Annotated in this window: 15 protein-coding genes and 1 tRNA gene; 4 read left to right on the top strand and 12 right to left on the bottom strand. The window is 56.4% G+C overall.

Features of this window, described 5'->3' with window-relative positions; genetic code table 11:
- Window positions 1–207: 207 nt before the first annotated feature.
- The 5 genes from B0H98_RS17300 to B0H98_RS04960 form a co-directional block, all read right to left on the bottom strand.
- Window positions 208–396 carry a GNAT family N-acetyltransferase gene (locus tag B0H98_RS17300; protein ID WP_422822142.1) on the bottom strand — a complete coding sequence of 63 codons (189 nt, stop codon included), beginning with the start codon at window positions 394–396 and terminating at the stop codon, window positions 208–210.
- Window positions 397–495: 99 nt separating this feature from the next.
- Window positions 496–2,271, bottom strand: coding sequence for an ATP-binding protein (locus B0H98_RS04975; RefSeq protein ID WP_106373972.1), 1,776 nt, complete (start codon window positions 2,269–2,271; stop codon window positions 496–498).
- Complete coding sequence (locus B0H98_RS04970; protein WP_106373971.1) at window positions 2,268–3,455, bottom strand: SIR2 family protein; 1,188 nt, start codon at window positions 3,453–3,455, stop codon at window positions 2,268–2,270. Before B0H98_RS04970 ends, B0H98_RS04975 begins: the two co-directional genes overlap by 4 nt.
- Before the next feature lie 502 nt (window positions 3,456–3,957).
- Window positions 3,958–4,048 (bottom strand) — tRNA-Ser (locus tag B0H98_RS04965).
- A 58-nt stretch (window positions 4,049–4,106) separates the two neighbouring features.
- The gene (locus B0H98_RS04960) at window positions 4,107–5,813 is read right to left on the bottom strand and encodes a potassium/proton antiporter (protein ID WP_106373970.1); all 1,707 of its coding nucleotides are present in this window, start codon (window positions 5,811–5,813) and stop codon (window positions 4,107–4,109) included.
- A gap of 276 nt (window positions 5,814–6,089) precedes the next feature.
- Here B0H98_RS04960 and B0H98_RS04955 point away from each other — a divergent pair, with 276 nt between their 5' ends.
- On the top strand, window positions 6,090–7,094 hold the full coding sequence (locus tag B0H98_RS04955) for an ABC transporter substrate-binding protein (protein WP_244182968.1): 1,005 nt from the start codon (window positions 6,090–6,092) through the stop codon (window positions 7,092–7,094).
- Window positions 7,095–7,119: 25 nt separating this feature from the next.
- On the top strand, window positions 7,120–8,511 hold the full coding sequence (locus B0H98_RS04950; protein WP_106373968.1) for a 3'-5' exonuclease family protein: 1,392 nt from the start codon (window positions 7,120–7,122) through the stop codon (window positions 8,509–8,511).
- 10 nt (window positions 8,512–8,521) lie between these two features.
- On the opposite strand, the gene B0H98_RS04945 is transcribed toward B0H98_RS04950, so the two are convergent.
- The 3 genes from B0H98_RS04945 to B0H98_RS04935 form a co-directional block, all read right to left on the bottom strand.
- Entirely contained in the window at window positions 8,522–9,328 is an 807-nt protein-coding gene (locus tag B0H98_RS04945) for an alpha/beta fold hydrolase (RefSeq protein WP_106373967.1), read from the bottom strand.
- A gap of 66 nt (window positions 9,329–9,394) precedes the next feature.
- Entirely contained in the window at window positions 9,395–10,063 is a 669-nt protein-coding gene (locus B0H98_RS04940; RefSeq protein ID WP_106373966.1) for a 7-cyano-7-deazaguanine/7-aminomethyl-7-deazaguanine transporter, read from the bottom strand.
- A 116-nt stretch (window positions 10,064–10,179) separates the two neighbouring features.
- Window positions 10,180–12,087 carry a propionyl-CoA synthetase gene (locus tag B0H98_RS04935; RefSeq protein ID WP_106373965.1) on the bottom strand — a complete coding sequence of 636 codons (1,908 nt, stop codon included), beginning with the start codon at window positions 12,085–12,087 and terminating at the stop codon, window positions 10,180–10,182.
- 372 nt (window positions 12,088–12,459) lie between these two features.
- Between B0H98_RS04935 and B0H98_RS04930 the strand changes: the two genes are divergently transcribed.
- The gene (locus B0H98_RS04930; protein ID WP_106373964.1) at window positions 12,460–12,780 is read left to right on the top strand and encodes an ArsR/SmtB family transcription factor; all 321 of its coding nucleotides are present in this window, start codon (window positions 12,460–12,462) and stop codon (window positions 12,778–12,780) included.
- A gap of 22 nt (window positions 12,781–12,802) precedes the next feature.
- Here B0H98_RS04930 and sohB read toward each other — a convergent pair whose 3' ends face one another.
- Window positions 12,803–13,846, bottom strand: a complete 1,044-nt coding sequence (sohB, locus tag B0H98_RS04925; RefSeq protein WP_106373963.1) for a protease SohB — start codon at window positions 13,844–13,846, stop codon at window positions 12,803–12,805.
- Window positions 13,847–13,994: 148 nt separating this feature from the next.
- Here sohB and B0H98_RS04920 point away from each other — a divergent pair, with 148 nt between their 5' ends.
- A complete protein-coding gene (locus B0H98_RS04920; protein ID WP_106373962.1) occupies window positions 13,995–14,303 on the top strand; it encodes an SCP2 sterol-binding domain-containing protein in 309 nt (102 codons plus the stop codon).
- A 30-nt stretch (window positions 14,304–14,333) separates the two neighbouring features.
- Here B0H98_RS04920 and nudC read toward each other — a convergent pair whose 3' ends face one another.
- Genes nudC through rnhA form a run of 3 tightly spaced genes read right to left on the bottom strand, consistent with a single transcriptional unit; the run spans window position 14,334 to window position 16,313 of the window.
- Entirely contained in the window at window positions 14,334–15,113 is a 780-nt protein-coding gene (gene nudC, locus B0H98_RS04915) for an NAD(+) diphosphatase (protein WP_106373961.1), read from the bottom strand.
- The gene (dnaQ, locus tag B0H98_RS04910) at window positions 15,106–15,843 is read right to left on the bottom strand and encodes a DNA polymerase III subunit epsilon (protein WP_106373960.1); all 738 of its coding nucleotides are present in this window, start codon (window positions 15,841–15,843) and stop codon (window positions 15,106–15,108) included. Before dnaQ ends, nudC begins: the two co-directional genes overlap by 8 nt.
- Window positions 15,843–16,313, bottom strand: coding sequence for a ribonuclease HI (gene rnhA, locus B0H98_RS04905; RefSeq protein ID WP_106373959.1), 471 nt, complete (start codon window positions 16,311–16,313; stop codon window positions 15,843–15,845). The genes dnaQ and rnhA overlap by 1 nt, the downstream gene beginning before the upstream one ends.
- Between the last annotated feature and the right edge of the window lie 6 nt (window positions 16,314–16,319).

Below are 16,319 nucleotides of genomic sequence, written 5' to 3'. Positions count from 1 at the left end.
TTCGTTTACCGTGGCCCAACGCCCGCAGCACGCGCGGCTTGTAGTGGAGGCGCAGCCGCAATGAAAAGGCCGTCGCCGTGCCTGCGTTTGTTAAGAGCGGAGCTGTTTGCACATGACGTCGACTGTCACTTCCTTGTATTCGCATCGCTCCATGTGACGCCCGCTGAGCTTCTCATAAAGTCTCGACGCAAACTCGGTGTAGAGGTACTAGGCGTTAGCACCTGAGCGAACTACCTTCTCTTCACACCGAGCAATCAATTTCGTTGCTATCCCTAGATGCCTGAAGCCGTCTTTTACATAAACGGCTGCTAACCAAGAGGATAAATCCAGCTTTGTGCCCATACCGTTCTGTACTAGCGCCGCCGAACCAACAAGCTGACATCCTGACATTGCAATAAAGATATAACGGTCAATAAATGTAGGAGTTCATTTGCTCAATGCCAATATCCGGTAAAGGTTGTGAGAGGGCCGTGTTACGCTCTCAATACGCGACTGCTACTCGCTCCAGAGCCTTTCCAGATCGACGTCTTCGCTGGCTGGCTGCTTATTACCGAGCAGCCTGTCAACTTGAATCAGCATCGGCAGCTCAAAGGCGGTACCGGTCACCACACAACACCCTTGCGACAAGCTAGGTATGTGGCTCCGGGACAGCGAATCTAATGTGGAAATAGTGTTGTCGATCAGATAGAGGTCCCGGTCGTTCACTAGCCGGTGGATAAAGAAGTTGTGTATTTGCGAGACAATTGTCGACGATATGTCGGCCGGTCGCTGACTGGCAATGGTGATAAACATGCCGAACTTCCTCCCCTCTTTGATAATCTCCTCAAACTGCTCAAGGCGATAGTCTTTCCACGTTTCGCTTTCACGTGCAGACTGGTCTGAGAGAATATTGTGCGCCTCGTCGATGATAAGATGGATGGTGCAATCCGGCGGATTAGCGACCACGGACTTGTGGCTGTTGTAGTAATGCTTAGCAAAGAGTAGCGGTAGGATCTTCTTCAGCTCGTTATTGCAACGACGCATCGAGATGACCGTGAGTAGCTGTTCGGCGGACGGGACTCTCGAAATCGTTAGGACTTTCCGTAGGCTGGCTAATGATGACTCAACTCGCTTGAGTAGCGGCTGGATGTATTCAAACTGAACATAGCCTGCGTTTAGGTCTGACATTAGCTGTAAGTTGACACGTAGCACAAGCTCGTCGAATTCATCGAGCCCCTGAGCGTCCAGCGTCTCCACAGATGGCGCAATGTGCACTGCATACTGGGTACCGTTCGGATCGATAAATGCTCCGCGATAGTTGAAGCGACCATTGCGGTACAAGGTGATTTCAGCCAGTAGATCCTGCAATGGTTGGTTGCCCATCCGCTTTGCCACTGTGCGCATCAGGTCTAGCGTGGCGGGTTTGACTTCGCCAGCGCAGAACGACTGCCTGAATTTGGCCTTGGCGTAGTTTGCCAACGAAGCTGGATTTTCTCCAAAGCGCTGCTTGCCATTAATGACACGACTAAGGAATGGGCGTTGCGTGTTGGTGGTAGCTTGAAAGAGTAGAGCCATCGTCTCCAGCTCCCAGAACTCATCTGGAGCCAACGGGAACCGAGACGTGGGGTCATTCTGATCGGGGCTTGTCATAGTGGACAGCTGGTAGAGCGTCTTATTAGCGGCTGACGTAAGCTGCTCGCCACCATACTCACCGTTAAAGTCTAAGATTATGAACCGGCTCTTGCCCGTGATTACAGTCAGTTTCTGGTCGAATAGAACGGTGTATAAATTAGCTAGCGTGTTGGACTTACCACTGCCAGTGTTGCCAAAGATGCCAATGTGGCTATTGAATAGGCGCTTCCAGGGTAGCCCGACTGCGATCTCCTCTTTGAGCATTTGCCCAATCTTGAAATCACCATCGGCCTCGCGGTCAAAAATGGATCTAATCCTTTCTTCGGACAACAGGTGGGCAGCGTCTTGAATCATTGGCAGAAACTTGATGCCTTGGTTGAACCCAGATCGGTCGAAGTAGCCGATGGGTCTTGCCTCAACCTTTCGGACGAAGGTTTGCTTGCCGTCGAGGAGTTCTGTCCGGCTTTCGTCCAAAAACTCCCCCTCGACCATGCAGATTATGTCCCGGAATCCACGCTGGATTGACAGGTACTCGCGGATCGACACTCCCTTGTACTTGTCGCCATCGTAGAAGAGAGTTTCTTTGCTCGACTGCTCGTCGATCTTAAGGACTATCTTGGTACCATGCACCGCAATAACTTCGCCAACGCGGATGCTCATACGAGATCCTCGAACGCATCCGATGTTTCTAGATCAGTGGTAATTTCTCCGGTACCAGATACCAACTGCGCTGACGTCATCGCATCCGGCCAAGCCAGCACCTGCTCATTGAAGGCGGTGAAGGTCATCTCCTCGCCTTCCAAGACCAAGCACTTAACGTTACGGAGGCTTTTAAACTTCTCTTCCATCGCTACTTGCTCCGACTTGTTGAAGCAGCACACAAAAACCTGTAGGCGAGGGTTAGAAAGCGACCGCATGACCAAGTTGAGAATGTGTTCGTCTGCGAACGAAAAGCCAAAGGTAATGAGTACGGCATTGGGCTTTTCCAGCTCATAGCTGAGCAGTCGTAGCATCTGGTAGTAGTGTTCTTCGTATACGGTCTCGTGGAACTTCCACTTAGTTGGGTTAACGATGGGCATCTGCTCGTATTTTGCCCAGAATGCTTTAAGCGCTTCAACACTAAAGTCAGGGTCGGGCACATCGGCAAGCATAGAAGCCGGATTGTTGAGGGCCGCAGAGAAGGGCTGCAGCAGCTCAATAGCATTTACATCCAGCAAGGGTTCTCGGTCTGACAGGTTGTAGTCGACCTGTATAGTTTCACTCGACTTGCTCCAGTAGACCGACCCATGCAGGTGGATCAGGTTGATTTGTGGGATGCTGCTCTGATATCGACCAAATACGCCAGATTGGCACATATAGGCCCCAAAATTCCGGGCCTGTAGGATGCGTTGAGTAAAACCTCTTGCACCGTCGTTGAGCACGAAATCAATGTCACTCTCCCTGATCAAAGCATCAGCTACGAGCGGGAAGCAACCATCGTAGTTGGTCGTGAACACATTACAGCGGCGGTCGAGTGCCTTGCGGCGCTTAGTCATCTCCAACGCTGTGACCAAGAAAGTGCGGTAATTTCTGATGACCGTGGCACCTGGCTCCTCTGCTACTGCCTTTTCTAGGCTGAGCTGTTCCGCCGGTCGGATGCAATTGGCGTAATAGTGCATGAATAACGGGATCAGGCGTCGGTCGCCCTCACGTTCGAACTTAGTGGCCAAGTCTTCCAGTGTGTAACGTTTGTCGCCTTCGCCGGTCATTACTTGCAACTGCAGCGTGGGAAGCAGCCCAGAAGACGCTCCTGATCCGAACAAGAAGTTGAGATCTTGGTTATAAATGTCGCCGATAGAAATCACCGCTATTCCCTATATACTTTTATTTGAAAGGCCAATCTTGGTGAATCTAAGATTTGATGATAATGCTGTCTATGGTGTGTCACTCCAACGAGGATGAACCAGGGCCGCTATGAGTTGAACCTAATAGAGATGGCCCAAGCGTAATTGTCAGAGCCACAGATACTTGCAGCCAAGGTACTCTCTCGCTGCAAAGCTTGCATAGGATTTCCCCAACTGTATTTCCCTTTCAGATCGTTACCAGCCAATAGCGGTCACTCATAATTCTTAAGATAACAGTATCTGATGGAAAAGGGGCTGTCATCCTTCATGTGTGTGCATGCATAAAGGTTTTGTTGGAATGCAATCTGAAGGTGAGAAAGAGGAAGTTTAGAAAGAAAAGCAGCGTCCAAAAAGGTGCAATACCGCTCCGTGAGAGCCAAAACCAAAGTATGGGCTGCAGTATGGGTCAGCTAAATCGCAGACACAAAAAAGCCGCTGAAATCAGCGGCTTATTCGTAATATTTGGCGGAGGGACAGGGATTCGAACCCTGGATAGGCTATTAACCTATGCCGGTTTTCAAGACCGGTGCATTCAACCGCTCTGCCATCCCTCCGGCTTATGGGTGCGTATAGTATCAGCATTCCCTTGTAAGTCAACACCTTCTAGAGAAATTAGTACAACCGCAGCCCGACGCGGGTAATCGTGCCCTTCTCCATCTCGCTGACTACCCAATGAATACCGTGCCAATCCACGTCATCCCCGACTACCGGATGCCCACCTACACGCAGGGCGACGAACTCGGCTAGGGTCATATCGTGCTCCCCGGGGCTTAGCGTCAAACCGTAGGCCTGGGCCACATCTTTCATATGAGCGGTACCATCAAGCGTGAAGGTACCGAAGAAGGCTCGCTCCTGCTTGAGCTTGGCATCGCCGTTAAACAGCCGATTGAGGGCGATGAGATCCTCGGTGCGGCCTATCACGCAAATGACGTCCCCCAGCTTCAACCGCGTGCTGCCTTTGGGATGCAGCATGGCGTGGTTTCGAAATAGCGCTGAGATGAGCGCCCCCGAAGGAAAGCGCAACAGGCGGATGGGTACGTCTTCGAGGTCGCTGTTCTCCACCGTGTAAACGAACATCTCGAAATCATTGTCCGGCAGAATCCCGAGCGGGCCTCGTCGATTAGGCGTGGTGCCGGCCGGTACTTCTACCTTCAGCCAGCGGGCCATCAGCGTCAGTGAACCGCCCTGAATGAGCAGCGACATCAATACAACGGCAAATGCCACGTTGAAGTACAGCGACGCATTCTCGACCCCGCCGATGACCGGAAAAATGGCCAGCACGATGGGTACCGCGCCTCTCAAACCTACCCAGGCAATGAAGAAGGTTTCGCGCCAGCGGAACTTGAAGAACGGCTTGATGGTAATCAGCACGGCAAGCGGACGGGCGATGAAGATAAGCGCCAGCGCAACCAGGCCAGCCGGTAGGGCCACTTCCCAGAGCTGGCTGGGAGTTACCAACAGGCCCAGCACCAGGAACAAGCCGATCTGGCTAAGCCAGGCCAGACCATCATGAACCGGCAGAATGAAGTTGAGATGGCGCCCCGGCTGGTTGCCAATCATGACGCCGGTCAAATAGATAGCCAGGAAGCCGCTACCGCCCAGTACACTGGTCAAGCCGAATACGCTGAAACCCAGCGCCAGCGCCAGCATGGCGTAAAGGCCGGGCGCGAGATCCAGCCAGCGCAGCAGCTTGGCGCTCAGCCAGCCGCCACCAATGCCGACCACTACACCAATACCAAATTGGGAAACAAAGAAAGCCAGGGTTTCCAGCGGCCCGCCGATATCGCCTACCAGCAACTCTACCAGCATCAGGGTAAGAAAGATGGCCATCGGGTCGTTGGTGCCCGACTCGATTTCAAGCGTCGCGCCTACCCGCTCGTTGAGGTTGACCCCGCGCCCACTCAGCATGGAAAAGACGGCAGCGGCATCGGTCGAGCCGACAATGGCACCAACCAGCAGGCCCTGTATAAGGGTTAAATCAAACACCCACATGGCGATCATGCCAACGATGGCGCTGGTAATGAAGACACCAAGAGTGGCCAAGGAAAGCGCGGGCTTGAAACCTACCCTGAAGGTTTTCAGCCGCGTGCGCAGCCCGCCATCCAGTAGAATCATGGCAAGCGCCAGATGGCCTATCGCAAAGGCCATCGAGTAGTCATCAAAGGCTACCCCGAGTACACCCTCTTCGCCGGCCAGCATCCCAAGGCCCAGGAAGATAAGCAGCAGTGGGACCCCCATCATCGAGGAAAGGCGGCTTGCAAGGATGCTAAGCGCCATCAGGGAACCACCTACTAAAAAGAACGTATAGATCGCGTCCATGTCTCTCCATCTCACCATCAATGCCGCACTATTATTACACGCTGCCGATAAATTTACTCCGCTAACTCAGCCGCTCAACGCACCCAAGACTAGTCATGGACGGATAGACACGGCTAAACTCCGCCGACTTGATATCAGGAGTCAGTGATTATGGTACGTTGCCTTTCAGGTGTTGGGCAGTTACGTTTCTTTATAACGATATTTTGCATATTTTTTATTTTTTCATCAGCTTACGCGCAAGATACGGACGCACCGGACGAGCAGCCTCCCCTTTCATTGGAAAGTGAACTGGTAGTTGTCGAAGAGCTGTGGCAAACCAGTGCTGACGAAGAGATCGAGGAAGCGCCTTCTACCGCACTGGCGCTCCCCCCACCGCTTGAGCCGCCCCCCTTGAGAAGCGTCTCGCTGATGCTGGATTGGTATCTAAGCCCTCAACACGCCGCGCTGATAGTCGCCAAGGAGCGTGGACTGTTTATCGCCCAGGGGCTGGATGTAGAACTGCAAACCCCGGCCGACCCTTCGGTAGCCATCAAGCTGCTGTCTGCCGGCGAAGTGGATCTGGCGCTAACGCGTCAGCCACTTCTGCATCTGTTTGCTCACCACGGCGCGCCGATTACCCGTGTTGCCACGCTGATCGAAACCCCCTTGACCGCCGTCATTGTGAAAGGGACCGCGCAGCCGGAAAACGCCACGCATCTGGCCGGTCTGCATTACGGCTACTCTACTCAGGAAGGGGCCGATATTCTGATACGCGAGCTGGTGCCGCGTTCGGTACGCCAGACCGACGGCTTTCTAACGCCGCAAAGCGTTCATTTCAACGCTGTCAGCGCCATGGACGGCGGCGATATCGATGCCATTGCCGATGGCTTTTATCACTCCCTGCCTCAGGCGCTCGCTGCCAACGGCATTGCCACGCATACCTTGCACTACGCTGAGCTGGGCGTACCTCGCCACGACGGCTTGGTGATGATTGCCAATAGCAACTCACTGGCAAAGCACGGCGAGACCTGGTCGCGGGTCATCATCGCTGTGGAAGAAGCCAGCGACTGGATCGTGAATAATCCGGAAGCGGCCTGGACGCTTCTGGTAGAGACCCACCCTATTCTGGATAACGCCTCCAACGTGGCCGCCTGGCCGGATATCCAGCGGCGCATGGCGCTTAGCCCGGCCGCGCTGGATACTCGCCGCTACGGCGCTTTCGAAACTTATCTGCTTCACAAAGGCCTAACCGACGCGGTCCTGCCCGTCTCACGCGTGGCCGTCGATCTTTTTACCCCTTGATGCCATCTTTCAACACGGGAGCACCATGACTCAGGCACCGCTGATCTTTATCGATCTGGAAACTACCGGCACGCGCGCAACGCGGGACCGCATTACCGAGATCGCGGCGCTTAAAGTCATTGACGGTAAGCCGGTTGATCGCTGGTCCAGCCTGATTCACCCGGAGATTCGTGTGCCGGCCAATATCCGCCAGCTGACGGGTATTGATGATGCCATGGTGGAAGGCGCCCCGCGCTTTGAAGAGATTGCCGAGTCGCTGCGCGAGTGGCTGGGCCCTTCCCATACGCTGGTCGCTCACAATGCGCGGTTTGATTACAGCTTTCTGCGCAACGCTTTCACTCGCTCGGGCCACGACTACCAGGCTCGCATCATCTGCACGCTGCGCCTTTCACGCAGGCTTGCCCCTCACGAGCCTCAGCACAACCTTAAAGCGCTGCTTGAGCGCTATGCCATACCCCGGGCCCGTGCACACCGCGCCGATGATGACGTACAAGCGCTGTGGGCCCTGTGGCAGGCGTGGCAAGCCCAGCACAGTGATGAAACGTGGCAAGGCGCGCTTGCCGAAGAGAAGCGCCATCGCACGCTACCTGCGCACCTGGATAGCCACAAGCTTGCGGATCTCCCCGAATCCCCGGGCGTCTATTTCTTCTACGGGCATAACCGGCTACCCCTTTACGTAGGCAAGAGCGTCAATTTGCGCCGCCGCGTGCTCAGCCACTTTCAGCGCGACTATCAGGACAACAAGGCCATGCGCCTTGCCCAGCAGATTCATCATATCGAGTGGGAAGAAACCGCCGGCGACCTGGGCGCCCAGCTGCGTGAGGCACAGCTGGTCAAATCTCTGATGCCGATCATGAACCGCCAGCTTCGCAAGCAGCGCAAGCTCACGACCTGGCACTGGCCGGCAGGGGCTAACCAGCCTGCGCTTGCCAGCGGCGACGCGCTTACGAAGCCGCCGGAAGGGACGCTTTACGGGTTATTTCGAAGTGCCAAGGATGCCAAGGAGGCGCTGCGCACTATCGCAGAAGAGCATAGGCTCTGCCCCCAGGTGCTCGGGCTGACCAAGGGGAAAGGCCGCTGCTTTGCAAGCCAGCTGGGTAAATGTCTGGGCGCCTGTGATGGCAAGGAGAGCCTGGCAACCCACACGGCGCGCGCTCAGGAAGCACTGGCGCAGCTACAGATCAAGGCCTGGCCGTGGCCTGGGCGTATTGCCATTCAGGAAGGACCCAGCGCACAAGGCCGGCGGGCCTGGCACGTGGTCGATCACTGGTGCTATCTGGGCAGCGCCGAGACGCTCAGGAAAGCCCAACGCTTGACCCACGCCGCAGCCCCGGCGTTCGATGTGGATAGCTACCGCATTCTCAACCGTTTTCTACGCACGCCTGAAGCGCATGGCCTTAGCATCAAGGCGCTTTGAGGGGCGCGCCTCAGCGGTCATGATGCGCGATAAAGGCGTCCACCGCCTGTTGGAACGCTTCGGGCTGCTCGGCATGCAGCCAGTGCCCAGCCTGTTTGAGCGTCACTACCCGCGCCTTGGGCAGTACCTCACGCAGGGCAGGCAGCATGTCATCGGTCACGTAGTGGGACTCTGAACCGCGAAGTACCAGCGTCGGGCCTTCAAAAGGCACCTCGCCGGCGGGCGGGCCGATGATATCGCTATAGCCGCGCTTGATTTCGTCAAGCCCCACCCGAAGCCCCATCACGCCGTCATCGTTACGCACCAGGTTCGTGGCCAGAAACAGACGCGTTGGGCGAGCATCCACGTGCTCGGCCAGCAGGTCGTCGGCTTCGCGGCGGTTCTTGGGTGTGCCTTCTCTTACCCGCTCAAGCGCTGCAAAGACGTCGTCGTGCCCATGCCGGTAGGTGACCGGAGCAATATCGCCTACCATCAGCGATACCACGCGCTCCGGCGCCAATCGCGCCAGGCTGATTGCCACCTTGCCGCCCATGGAGTGCCCCAGAATGTGCGCCTGTGTGATGGAAAGCCTGTCCATCAGGGCCAGCACATCCTGGCTCATGGTGGCGTAGCGCATGTCATCACCGTGCGGTGAGCGGCCGTGGTTGCGCAAATCGACTGCAATGACCCGCCGCGTACGCTGCCAGACTTTCAAGTGAGAGCGCCAGTTATCAGCGCTGCCCATCAGACCGTGAATCACGACCAGCGGTGTGGCCTCGCGCTGCGCTTCGCAGGCCATGTCCAGAAAGTGCAGATCTAGCGTTTCGGCATCGGTCATGTCGATTTCCTAAGCGTTGTAAATCCGGGGTAAAAGGCGTTCATGCAGGCACTTTTCAGACAGGGCCTACGCTGTGCGCGGCGCAAGGTCGGCGCGCCCTGTCCAGACCACCAGGCGGCGCGTCAGCCAGGCGAGCAGCAGGCCATACAAAGGAAGAAAGAACAACAAGCTGATGGCCAGTTTGATGGCGTAGTCAACGGCGGCAATTTCCATCCAGTGGGCGGCCATGAAAGGGTCGGGGCTATTGTGAAAAGCCGTCCAGAAGAAGGCGAAGGTATCGGCAAGGTTACCCAATACCGTCGAGCACACCGGCGCTACCCACCAGGCCAGCTGGCGAAGGCGGTCAAATACCTGTACATCCAGAAGCTGTCCAATCACGTAGGCAAGAAAACTTGCCAGCGCAATACGCGCCACAAACAGATTCCATTCACCCAGCGCCTCGATTCCCGCGAAACTGCCGCGCGGAAACACTACGGACACGACGTAGGACACCACAAGCGCCGGCAGCATGACGCGCAGGATAATGGCACGGGCAGGCCCCTTGCCGAATAACCGGACCGTCAGGTCAGTCGCCAGGAAGATGAACGGAAAGCTGAACGCCCCCCAGGTGGTATGAAACCCGAAAAGCGTAAAGGGAAGCTGTACGAGGTAGTTACTGGCGGCAATGATGCCGATATGAAACGCCACCATCACCATCAGGCAACGGCGGTGCTGGGCAGGAGTTAATGCAAACATTCAGGAAGACCTTTTTTTCAAGCCAGGAGGGGTTAGGGAACCCTCATAAGAAAGCGCATGGCGCTGCTGGGCGCGCATTATACGCGTTCTCGAGTGCAATAAAAGCGCACGCTATTTCAAGCGTGCCGGATCAATGCTGAACCTACCGCGCGGTCACACATGATGGCGTGCACCTCTTCAAGGCTTGTCGGATCATCAATGGTCGAGGGAATGCCAAACGCCTTGCCATCGGCCATGTTACGCAGAAGCTTGCGCAGTATCTTTCCCGAGCGTGTCTTGGGCAAACGGTTCACCACCAGCACCTGCTTGAAGCACGCGATAGGGCCAATGGTCTCGCGCACCCGAGCGATCAACTCGTTTTCAAGCGTCAGCTCATCACCGCTGAAGTCATCCTTGGGAATCACCAGGCCAAGGGGGACCTGTCCCTTGAGCGCATCATGGATACCGATGACCGCGCACTCGGCCACGGCCGGGTGCCCGCCCACCACTTCCTCCATTTCACCAGTAGAAAGCCGGTGCCCGGCCACGTTGATCACATCATCGGTACGCCCCATGATGAACAGGTAGCCCGTTTCATCGAAATAGCCACCGTCACCGGTCAGGTAGTAACCCGGAAACGCGGCCATGTAGGCACTGTGAAAACGTTGCGGATCGCGCCAGATGCCGGTCAGGCACCCAGGCGGCAGCGGCTGCCTGATCACCACGCTGCCCTGTTCCATGGGGGCTGCCTGCTCACCTTCACGGTCAAGCACCTGCACGTTGAAGCCGGGCACCGGCAGACTCGCAGACCCCGCCTTGATCGGCATTGCCTCAAGCCCTGGCTGATTGGCTGCAATCGGCCAGCCGGTCTCGGTTTGCCACCAGTGGTCGATCACCGGCACATCAAGCAGGTCATCCAACCAATGGAAGGTTGGTGGATCGAGCCGCTCGCCGGCCACATACAGATGTTTCAGGCTGCTGATATCGTATTCGCCAAGCAGCCGGGCCTCCGGGTCGGCCTTCTTGACAGCTCGAAACGCCGTCGGCGCGGTAAAGAAACTCGTCACCCGGTAGGTTTCGATCAAGCGCCAGAAGCTGCCGGCATCCGGTGTATTCACGGGTTTACCTTCATACACCACGCTGGTGCAGCCATGCAGCAACGGGCCATAAACAATATACGAATGACCCACCACCCAGCCGACATCCGAGGCGGTACACATCACCTCACCCGGGTTCATGGCGTAAATGGTCTGCATCGAGTAGGCAAGCGCCACGGCATACCCGGCGGTATCACGCATGACGCCTTTGGGCTTGCCGGTAGTTCCGGAGGTGTAAAGGATATACAGCGGATCCGAGCCCTTGACCGGCACGCATTCAGCGAAAGGAGCATTGGCGACCAGTTCGCCCCAGTCATGATCACGCGCACCCAAGATGGCCGGGTGTAAATCGCGCTGAAAGATCACACAGGCGTCGGGCTGATGGCGACTCTGGGTAAGCGCCTGATCGATAATCGGCTTGTAGGGAACCACCTTGTCGACTTCGATACCGCAGGAAGCCGCGACCACAACGGTGGGTTCTGCATCCTCGATGCGCATGGCAAGCTCGTGCGGGGCAAATCCGCCGAATACCACAGAGTGGATGGCACCCAACCTTGCACAGGCGTACATGGCGACCAGCGCTTCGGGAATCATGGGCATGTATATCACCACGCGATCGCCCTTCCTGACACCCAGGCCTGCCAACGCACCGGCAAAGTGGGCTACCTGATCGCGCAATTCGCGGTAGGTCAGCGTTCGCCTGGACTGGGTAACCGGTGAGTCCCAATAGATAGCAGGCTGTTCCGCCCGCCCCTGCGCTACATGATGGTCCAGCGCGGCGTAGCAGATATTGAACTCGCCATCGCTGAACCAGCGCGCATGCTGTTGATCATCGTAGCTGAGTACCTGAGTTGGTGGAGTATACCAAGGCAGGCGCCTGGCCTGTTCCGCCCAGAATACTTCAGGCTGCTCGGTGGCTTGACGGTAGGCATCTGAATAGCGGTTCATGGCAGCCCTTTATCGTTGTATTCATTGTTACAGGGAATAGTGAATCAACCTTCGATCTTTCCTTTCGGATACTCTATAAAGTATACGCCTGACCCGCCCTGCTACCATTGTCTAAATGTCGGACAAAAGTACCCGTTAGCGACAAAAAAGCAGCATTTCGCGTTTTTTACCGGTGCTTACCATTGATTAACCGTTAAACAATTTCTTGGACAAAATTCGCTAAATTACTGATCATTGATTTAATAATCTTCGCCGCGACGATAACTGACGATAAATTATAAAAACCTGAATCATAAAAACGTAATTTATAAAAACGAAGCTTTTAAAAGCTGCCATAACAACTATTCAAACAGTGTAGGCAAGGAGATTGTCATGTCTGCGTCCTCAAGCGCTGCTGCACGCCTGCTTGAAAACAATGGTCAGGCTCTGGAGGCGGGCACAAACCTGCTGAAGGCGCTAGCCAATGAGAAACGACTGCAAATTCTTTGCTTGCTGGCGGAAAAAGAGCTTTCCGTCACGCAAATCAACCACCAGCTATCGTTGAGCCAGTCAGCGCTTTCCCAGCACCTGGCCATCCTGCGTCGCGATGCGCTGGTCAATACGCGGCGAGAATCACAGACCATCTACTATTCATTGAGCAGTGAAAGCGCCAAGGCGATATTGAACACCCTGGCGCAGCACTACACGCCCTGAACATGGAGTCACACCTGGAAGCTCAGCGGCGCTGCCAGCTAGACGCTTCCAGCACACTCAAGGCCTTGAGCATGGCGCTCTCCACGCCGCTGGAGACTGCCAGACCCAACCGGCGCCCCATGGTCTTGGGGCGCTCGAGCTTGACGCTGTACACCTTGGCTTCGGCCATGCGCTCCACCAGGTATGCCTCGCTGGTACCCAGGCTGTCGATCAACTGATTGGACACCGCTTCGCTGCCGTACCATATCTCGCCAGTGGCGAGCGTATCGATATCCATCTGCGGGCGGTGGTCGCTTACGTAGCGCTTGAACAGCTGATGCGTGTTTTCCAGATCGTCCAGAAACTTTGCCCGTCCCTCTTCGGTGTTTTCACCCATGACGGTCAGCGTGCGTTTGTATTTACCCGCTGTGAGCAGCTCGACATCGATATCATGCCGTTTGAGCAGGCGATGCACGTTGGGCACCTGGGCAACAACGCCAATCGAGCCAATGACCGCAAAGGGTGCTGCCTTAACGTGCTGCGCCGTACAGGCCATCATGTAACCGCCGCTGGCCGCTACCTTGTCGATACATACGGTGGTAGTAAGCCCCGCGCTACGTAACCGATCAAGCTGTGCGGCGGCAAGACCATAGGCGTGTACGAGACCGCCGGCGGACTCAAGACGCACGACCACCTCATCCTCAGCAGTGGCGACATCAATGATCGCCGAGATTTCCTGCCCGAAGTGCTCGGTCTGCGACGCTTTCAAATCACCTTGAAAATCCAGCACCCACACGCGCGGTTTTGAGGGCACGCTATCTCCTTGCTTCGCAGCTTTCTGGCGCTTCTTGTCCTCACGCCGAAACGTCTTGATCAGCTGCTTGCGCGCCCCGGGCTCACTGGCGGCGGCTTTCAAGCGCCGTTTGCGCGCAAGGCGCTGCTCATTGAGAGGTTCGATATACAGCTTGAGGTCACTCCCTTGAGTCCCCTTGCTCCGCAGCATTAAAAGTGCCACCAGCCCCAGCAGAACCATCACGATAGTGGTCTGCAACAGGAACGTGCCCATTTCCGCTATCCATTCACTCACGTACACTCTCCTATGAAAAGATCAGACCTTGCGATTGCCACCGGGTAACACCGCTTGATTAAAACACTTGTTTGAAATACGCTCAGCTACATTCTCAAGGTTATCGAACCCTACTTATACGCCTTTTAACACCCATGGAGATAATCGTATGTCGAACACTACGCTTGAAAAGTTGCAGGCCCGTTTTAACCCTGACGCTGCCAAGGGAATGCATGAAATATTTCAGTTCCACTTCTCCGACGCTGGTAGTCATTACCTGGTCATCGATGATGGCAGCCTGGATGTGCACGAAGGCGAGCACGATGACCCGTCGGTCAGCCTGAGCATGAGCACCGATACGCTCAAAGGCATCATGAGCGGCGAAATCAACGGCATGACCGCCTTCATGACCGGCAAGCTGAAAGCCACCGGCAACGTCATGCTGGCCACCAAGCTGACCAGCCTGTTCCCCAACTGATTTACTCTTTTTTGTGCTGGTCCGCCGTGTTCAGCTCAGGCGGGCCAGATGCGCTTCGATCAGCTCGCGTGAAATCGAGTACGGCGGAGGCAGAGACGGCAGCTGGCGCGGTGAAAACCACGCCGCATCGCTGATCTCCACACCATCGATCCGAATCCGCTTGGTGGTGGCTTCAGCAAAGAAACCCAGCATCAGCGAGTGCGGAAACGGCCAGGCCTGACTCTGGTGATAGCGCAGCTGGTCGATATGCACGCCTACCTCTTCGAAAACCTCACGGTGTACGGCTTCCTCCGCTGATTCCCCAGGCTCGATAAACCCCGCCAGCGTCGAGTAGCGCCCCGGTGGAAACCGCGGACTGCGCGCCAGCAGCATCGCTTCACCACTGGTCACCAGCGTAATGATGCACGGTGAAATGCGCGGATAGTTGCGATGCCCGCAGGCATGGCAGTGCATGGCGAACTCGGCTTCAAGCTTGGTGGCCGGTGCCCCGCAGCGCCCGCAGAAACGGTGGTTTTCAAGCCATGCGCCTACCTGCAACGCGGTAGACAGCAAACTGAACCAGCTGGCGGGAAGCTCCGCCATCCACTGGCGCCCATCGATCCATTCCTCATTCGGCTCTTTCTCGAGGCGCAGGGCCACGGGCTCATCGTCCCAGTAACACAGCGGCTGCATCTGCGCTGTCCAGGGCTGATGGGGCTGAAGCGGCGTCAGCGGTTCATCTGCCGAGAGCGGCGCAGGCGCAAGTCGGCTTCGGGAAAGCACTATCACCCGCCCTTCGCGCACGTGATGGGGAATTTCACGCCTAAGCATCGTTACTGCTTTCCTTGAACCAGTTGAGTTGATGGGCCTGACACTTGGCCTGATGCGCGGCGCGCTCCTCATCCGTTGGCCGAATAACGCGCAGCTGGCCGGGGGTCAGCGCAAGCCGTTGCACCGAAAGCCCTTCACTTGTCGAGTTGTCCTCCTGCTCCTCGGAAGAGGTTTCGGCATCCAGTGTCAGCGCCGTCTGCCCGCCGGTCATGGCCAGGTAGACATCGGCCAGAATCTCGGAATCTAGCAAGGCGCCGTGCAACACCCGGTGACCGTTATCGATATCGTAGCGCTTGCACAGCGCATCCAGGCTATTTCGCTGACCTGGGTGCATGGCTCGCGCCATGGTCAGCGTGTCCAGCACCCGGCAGTGCTGGCGCACCGGCCCAAGCGGGGCACCGCCACGCGTCTTGTTGAGCAGGCCAAGCTCATGGTCGATAAAGCCTACGTCAAAGGGCGCGTTATGGATGACCAGCTCTGCGCCCTCAATAAACGCCCAGAACTCATCGGCTATCTGGGCAAATACCGGCTCGTTGGCGACTTTCTCGTTATCGATGCCGTGGATCGCCACGACCTCGGCGTCGATATGCCGCTCCGGGTTGATGTACTGATGATAGGTGCGCCCGGTAAAACGGCGGTTGATCATCTCGACCGCGCCGATCTCGACAATGCGATGGCCATCCTTGGGGTCGATACCGGTTGTCTCGGTATCCATGATGACTTGGCGCATCACGCTCTCCTCTGCTGGTGTTCATCAATGGCTTCATTGGCGAGCGCATCGGCGCGCTCGTTGCCGGGATGGCCGCTATGCCCTTTTACCCAGTGCCAGGCCACCTTGTGGCGGTGGGTCTCTTCGTGCAGGGCCTTCCACAGCTCGGCATTCTTGACCGGCTGCCTGGCGGCGGTTTTCCAGCCCCGCTTCACCCAGTTGTGAATCCACTGGGTAATGCCCTGACGAACGTACTGGGAGTCGGTCCATAGCGCTATTTCGCAGGGCTTGTTCAGCGTGCGAAGAGCCATGATGGCGGCCATCAATTCCATGCGGTTATTCGTGGTATCGGCTTCATACCCCTTGAGGGTCTTTTCATGCTGGCCGCTTGAAAGGACAACGCCCCACCCTCCGGGGCCCGGGTTGCCCCGGCATGCGCCATCGGTATATACCGTCACTTGCGGTAGCCGCTCGGCAGCTTGATTACTCACACTTAC

This window comes from Vreelandella songnenensis (assembly GCF_003002925.1).
Classification (GTDB): domain Bacteria; phylum Pseudomonadota; class Gammaproteobacteria; order Pseudomonadales; family Halomonadaceae; genus Vreelandella; species Vreelandella songnenensis.
The sequence above is the reverse complement of the archived record's forward strand: the minus strand, read 5'-3'. Positions and strand labels throughout refer to the sequence as shown.

Excerpts from the sequence above, each read along its gene's own strand:
- B0H98_RS04975 (WP_106373972.1), bottom strand. The coding sequence starts at position 2,271 with ATGAGCATCCGCGTTGGCGAAGTTATTGCGGTGCATGGTACCAAGATA.
- B0H98_RS04960 (WP_106373970.1), bottom strand. The coding sequence starts at position 5,813 with ATGGACGCGATCTATACGTTCTTTTTAGTAGGTGGTTCCCTGATGGCG.
- B0H98_RS04950 (WP_106373968.1), top strand. The coding sequence starts at position 7,120 with ATGACTCAGGCACCGCTGATCTTTATCGATCTGGAAACTACCGGCACG.
- B0H98_RS04945 (WP_106373967.1), bottom strand. The coding sequence starts at position 9,328 with ATGACCGATGCCGAAACGCTAGATCTGCACTTTCTGGACATGGCCTGC.
- B0H98_RS04940 (WP_106373966.1), bottom strand. The coding sequence starts at position 10,063 with ATGTTTGCATTAACTCCTGCCCAGCACCGCCGTTGCCTGATGGTGATG.
- B0H98_RS04935 (WP_106373965.1), bottom strand. The coding sequence starts at position 12,087 with ATGAACCGCTATTCAGATGCCTACCGTCAAGCCACCGAGCAGCCTGAA.
- B0H98_RS04930 (WP_106373964.1), top strand. The coding sequence starts at position 12,460 with ATGTCTGCGTCCTCAAGCGCTGCTGCACGCCTGCTTGAAAACAATGGT.
- B0H98_RS04920 (WP_106373962.1), top strand. The coding sequence starts at position 13,995 with ATGTCGAACACTACGCTTGAAAAGTTGCAGGCCCGTTTTAACCCTGAC.
- nudC (WP_106373961.1), bottom strand. The coding sequence starts at position 15,113 with ATGCTTAGGCGTGAAATTCCCCATCACGTGCGCGAAGGGCGGGTGATA.
- dnaQ (WP_106373960.1), bottom strand. The coding sequence starts at position 15,843 with ATGCGCCAAGTCATCATGGATACCGAGACAACCGGTATCGACCCCAAG.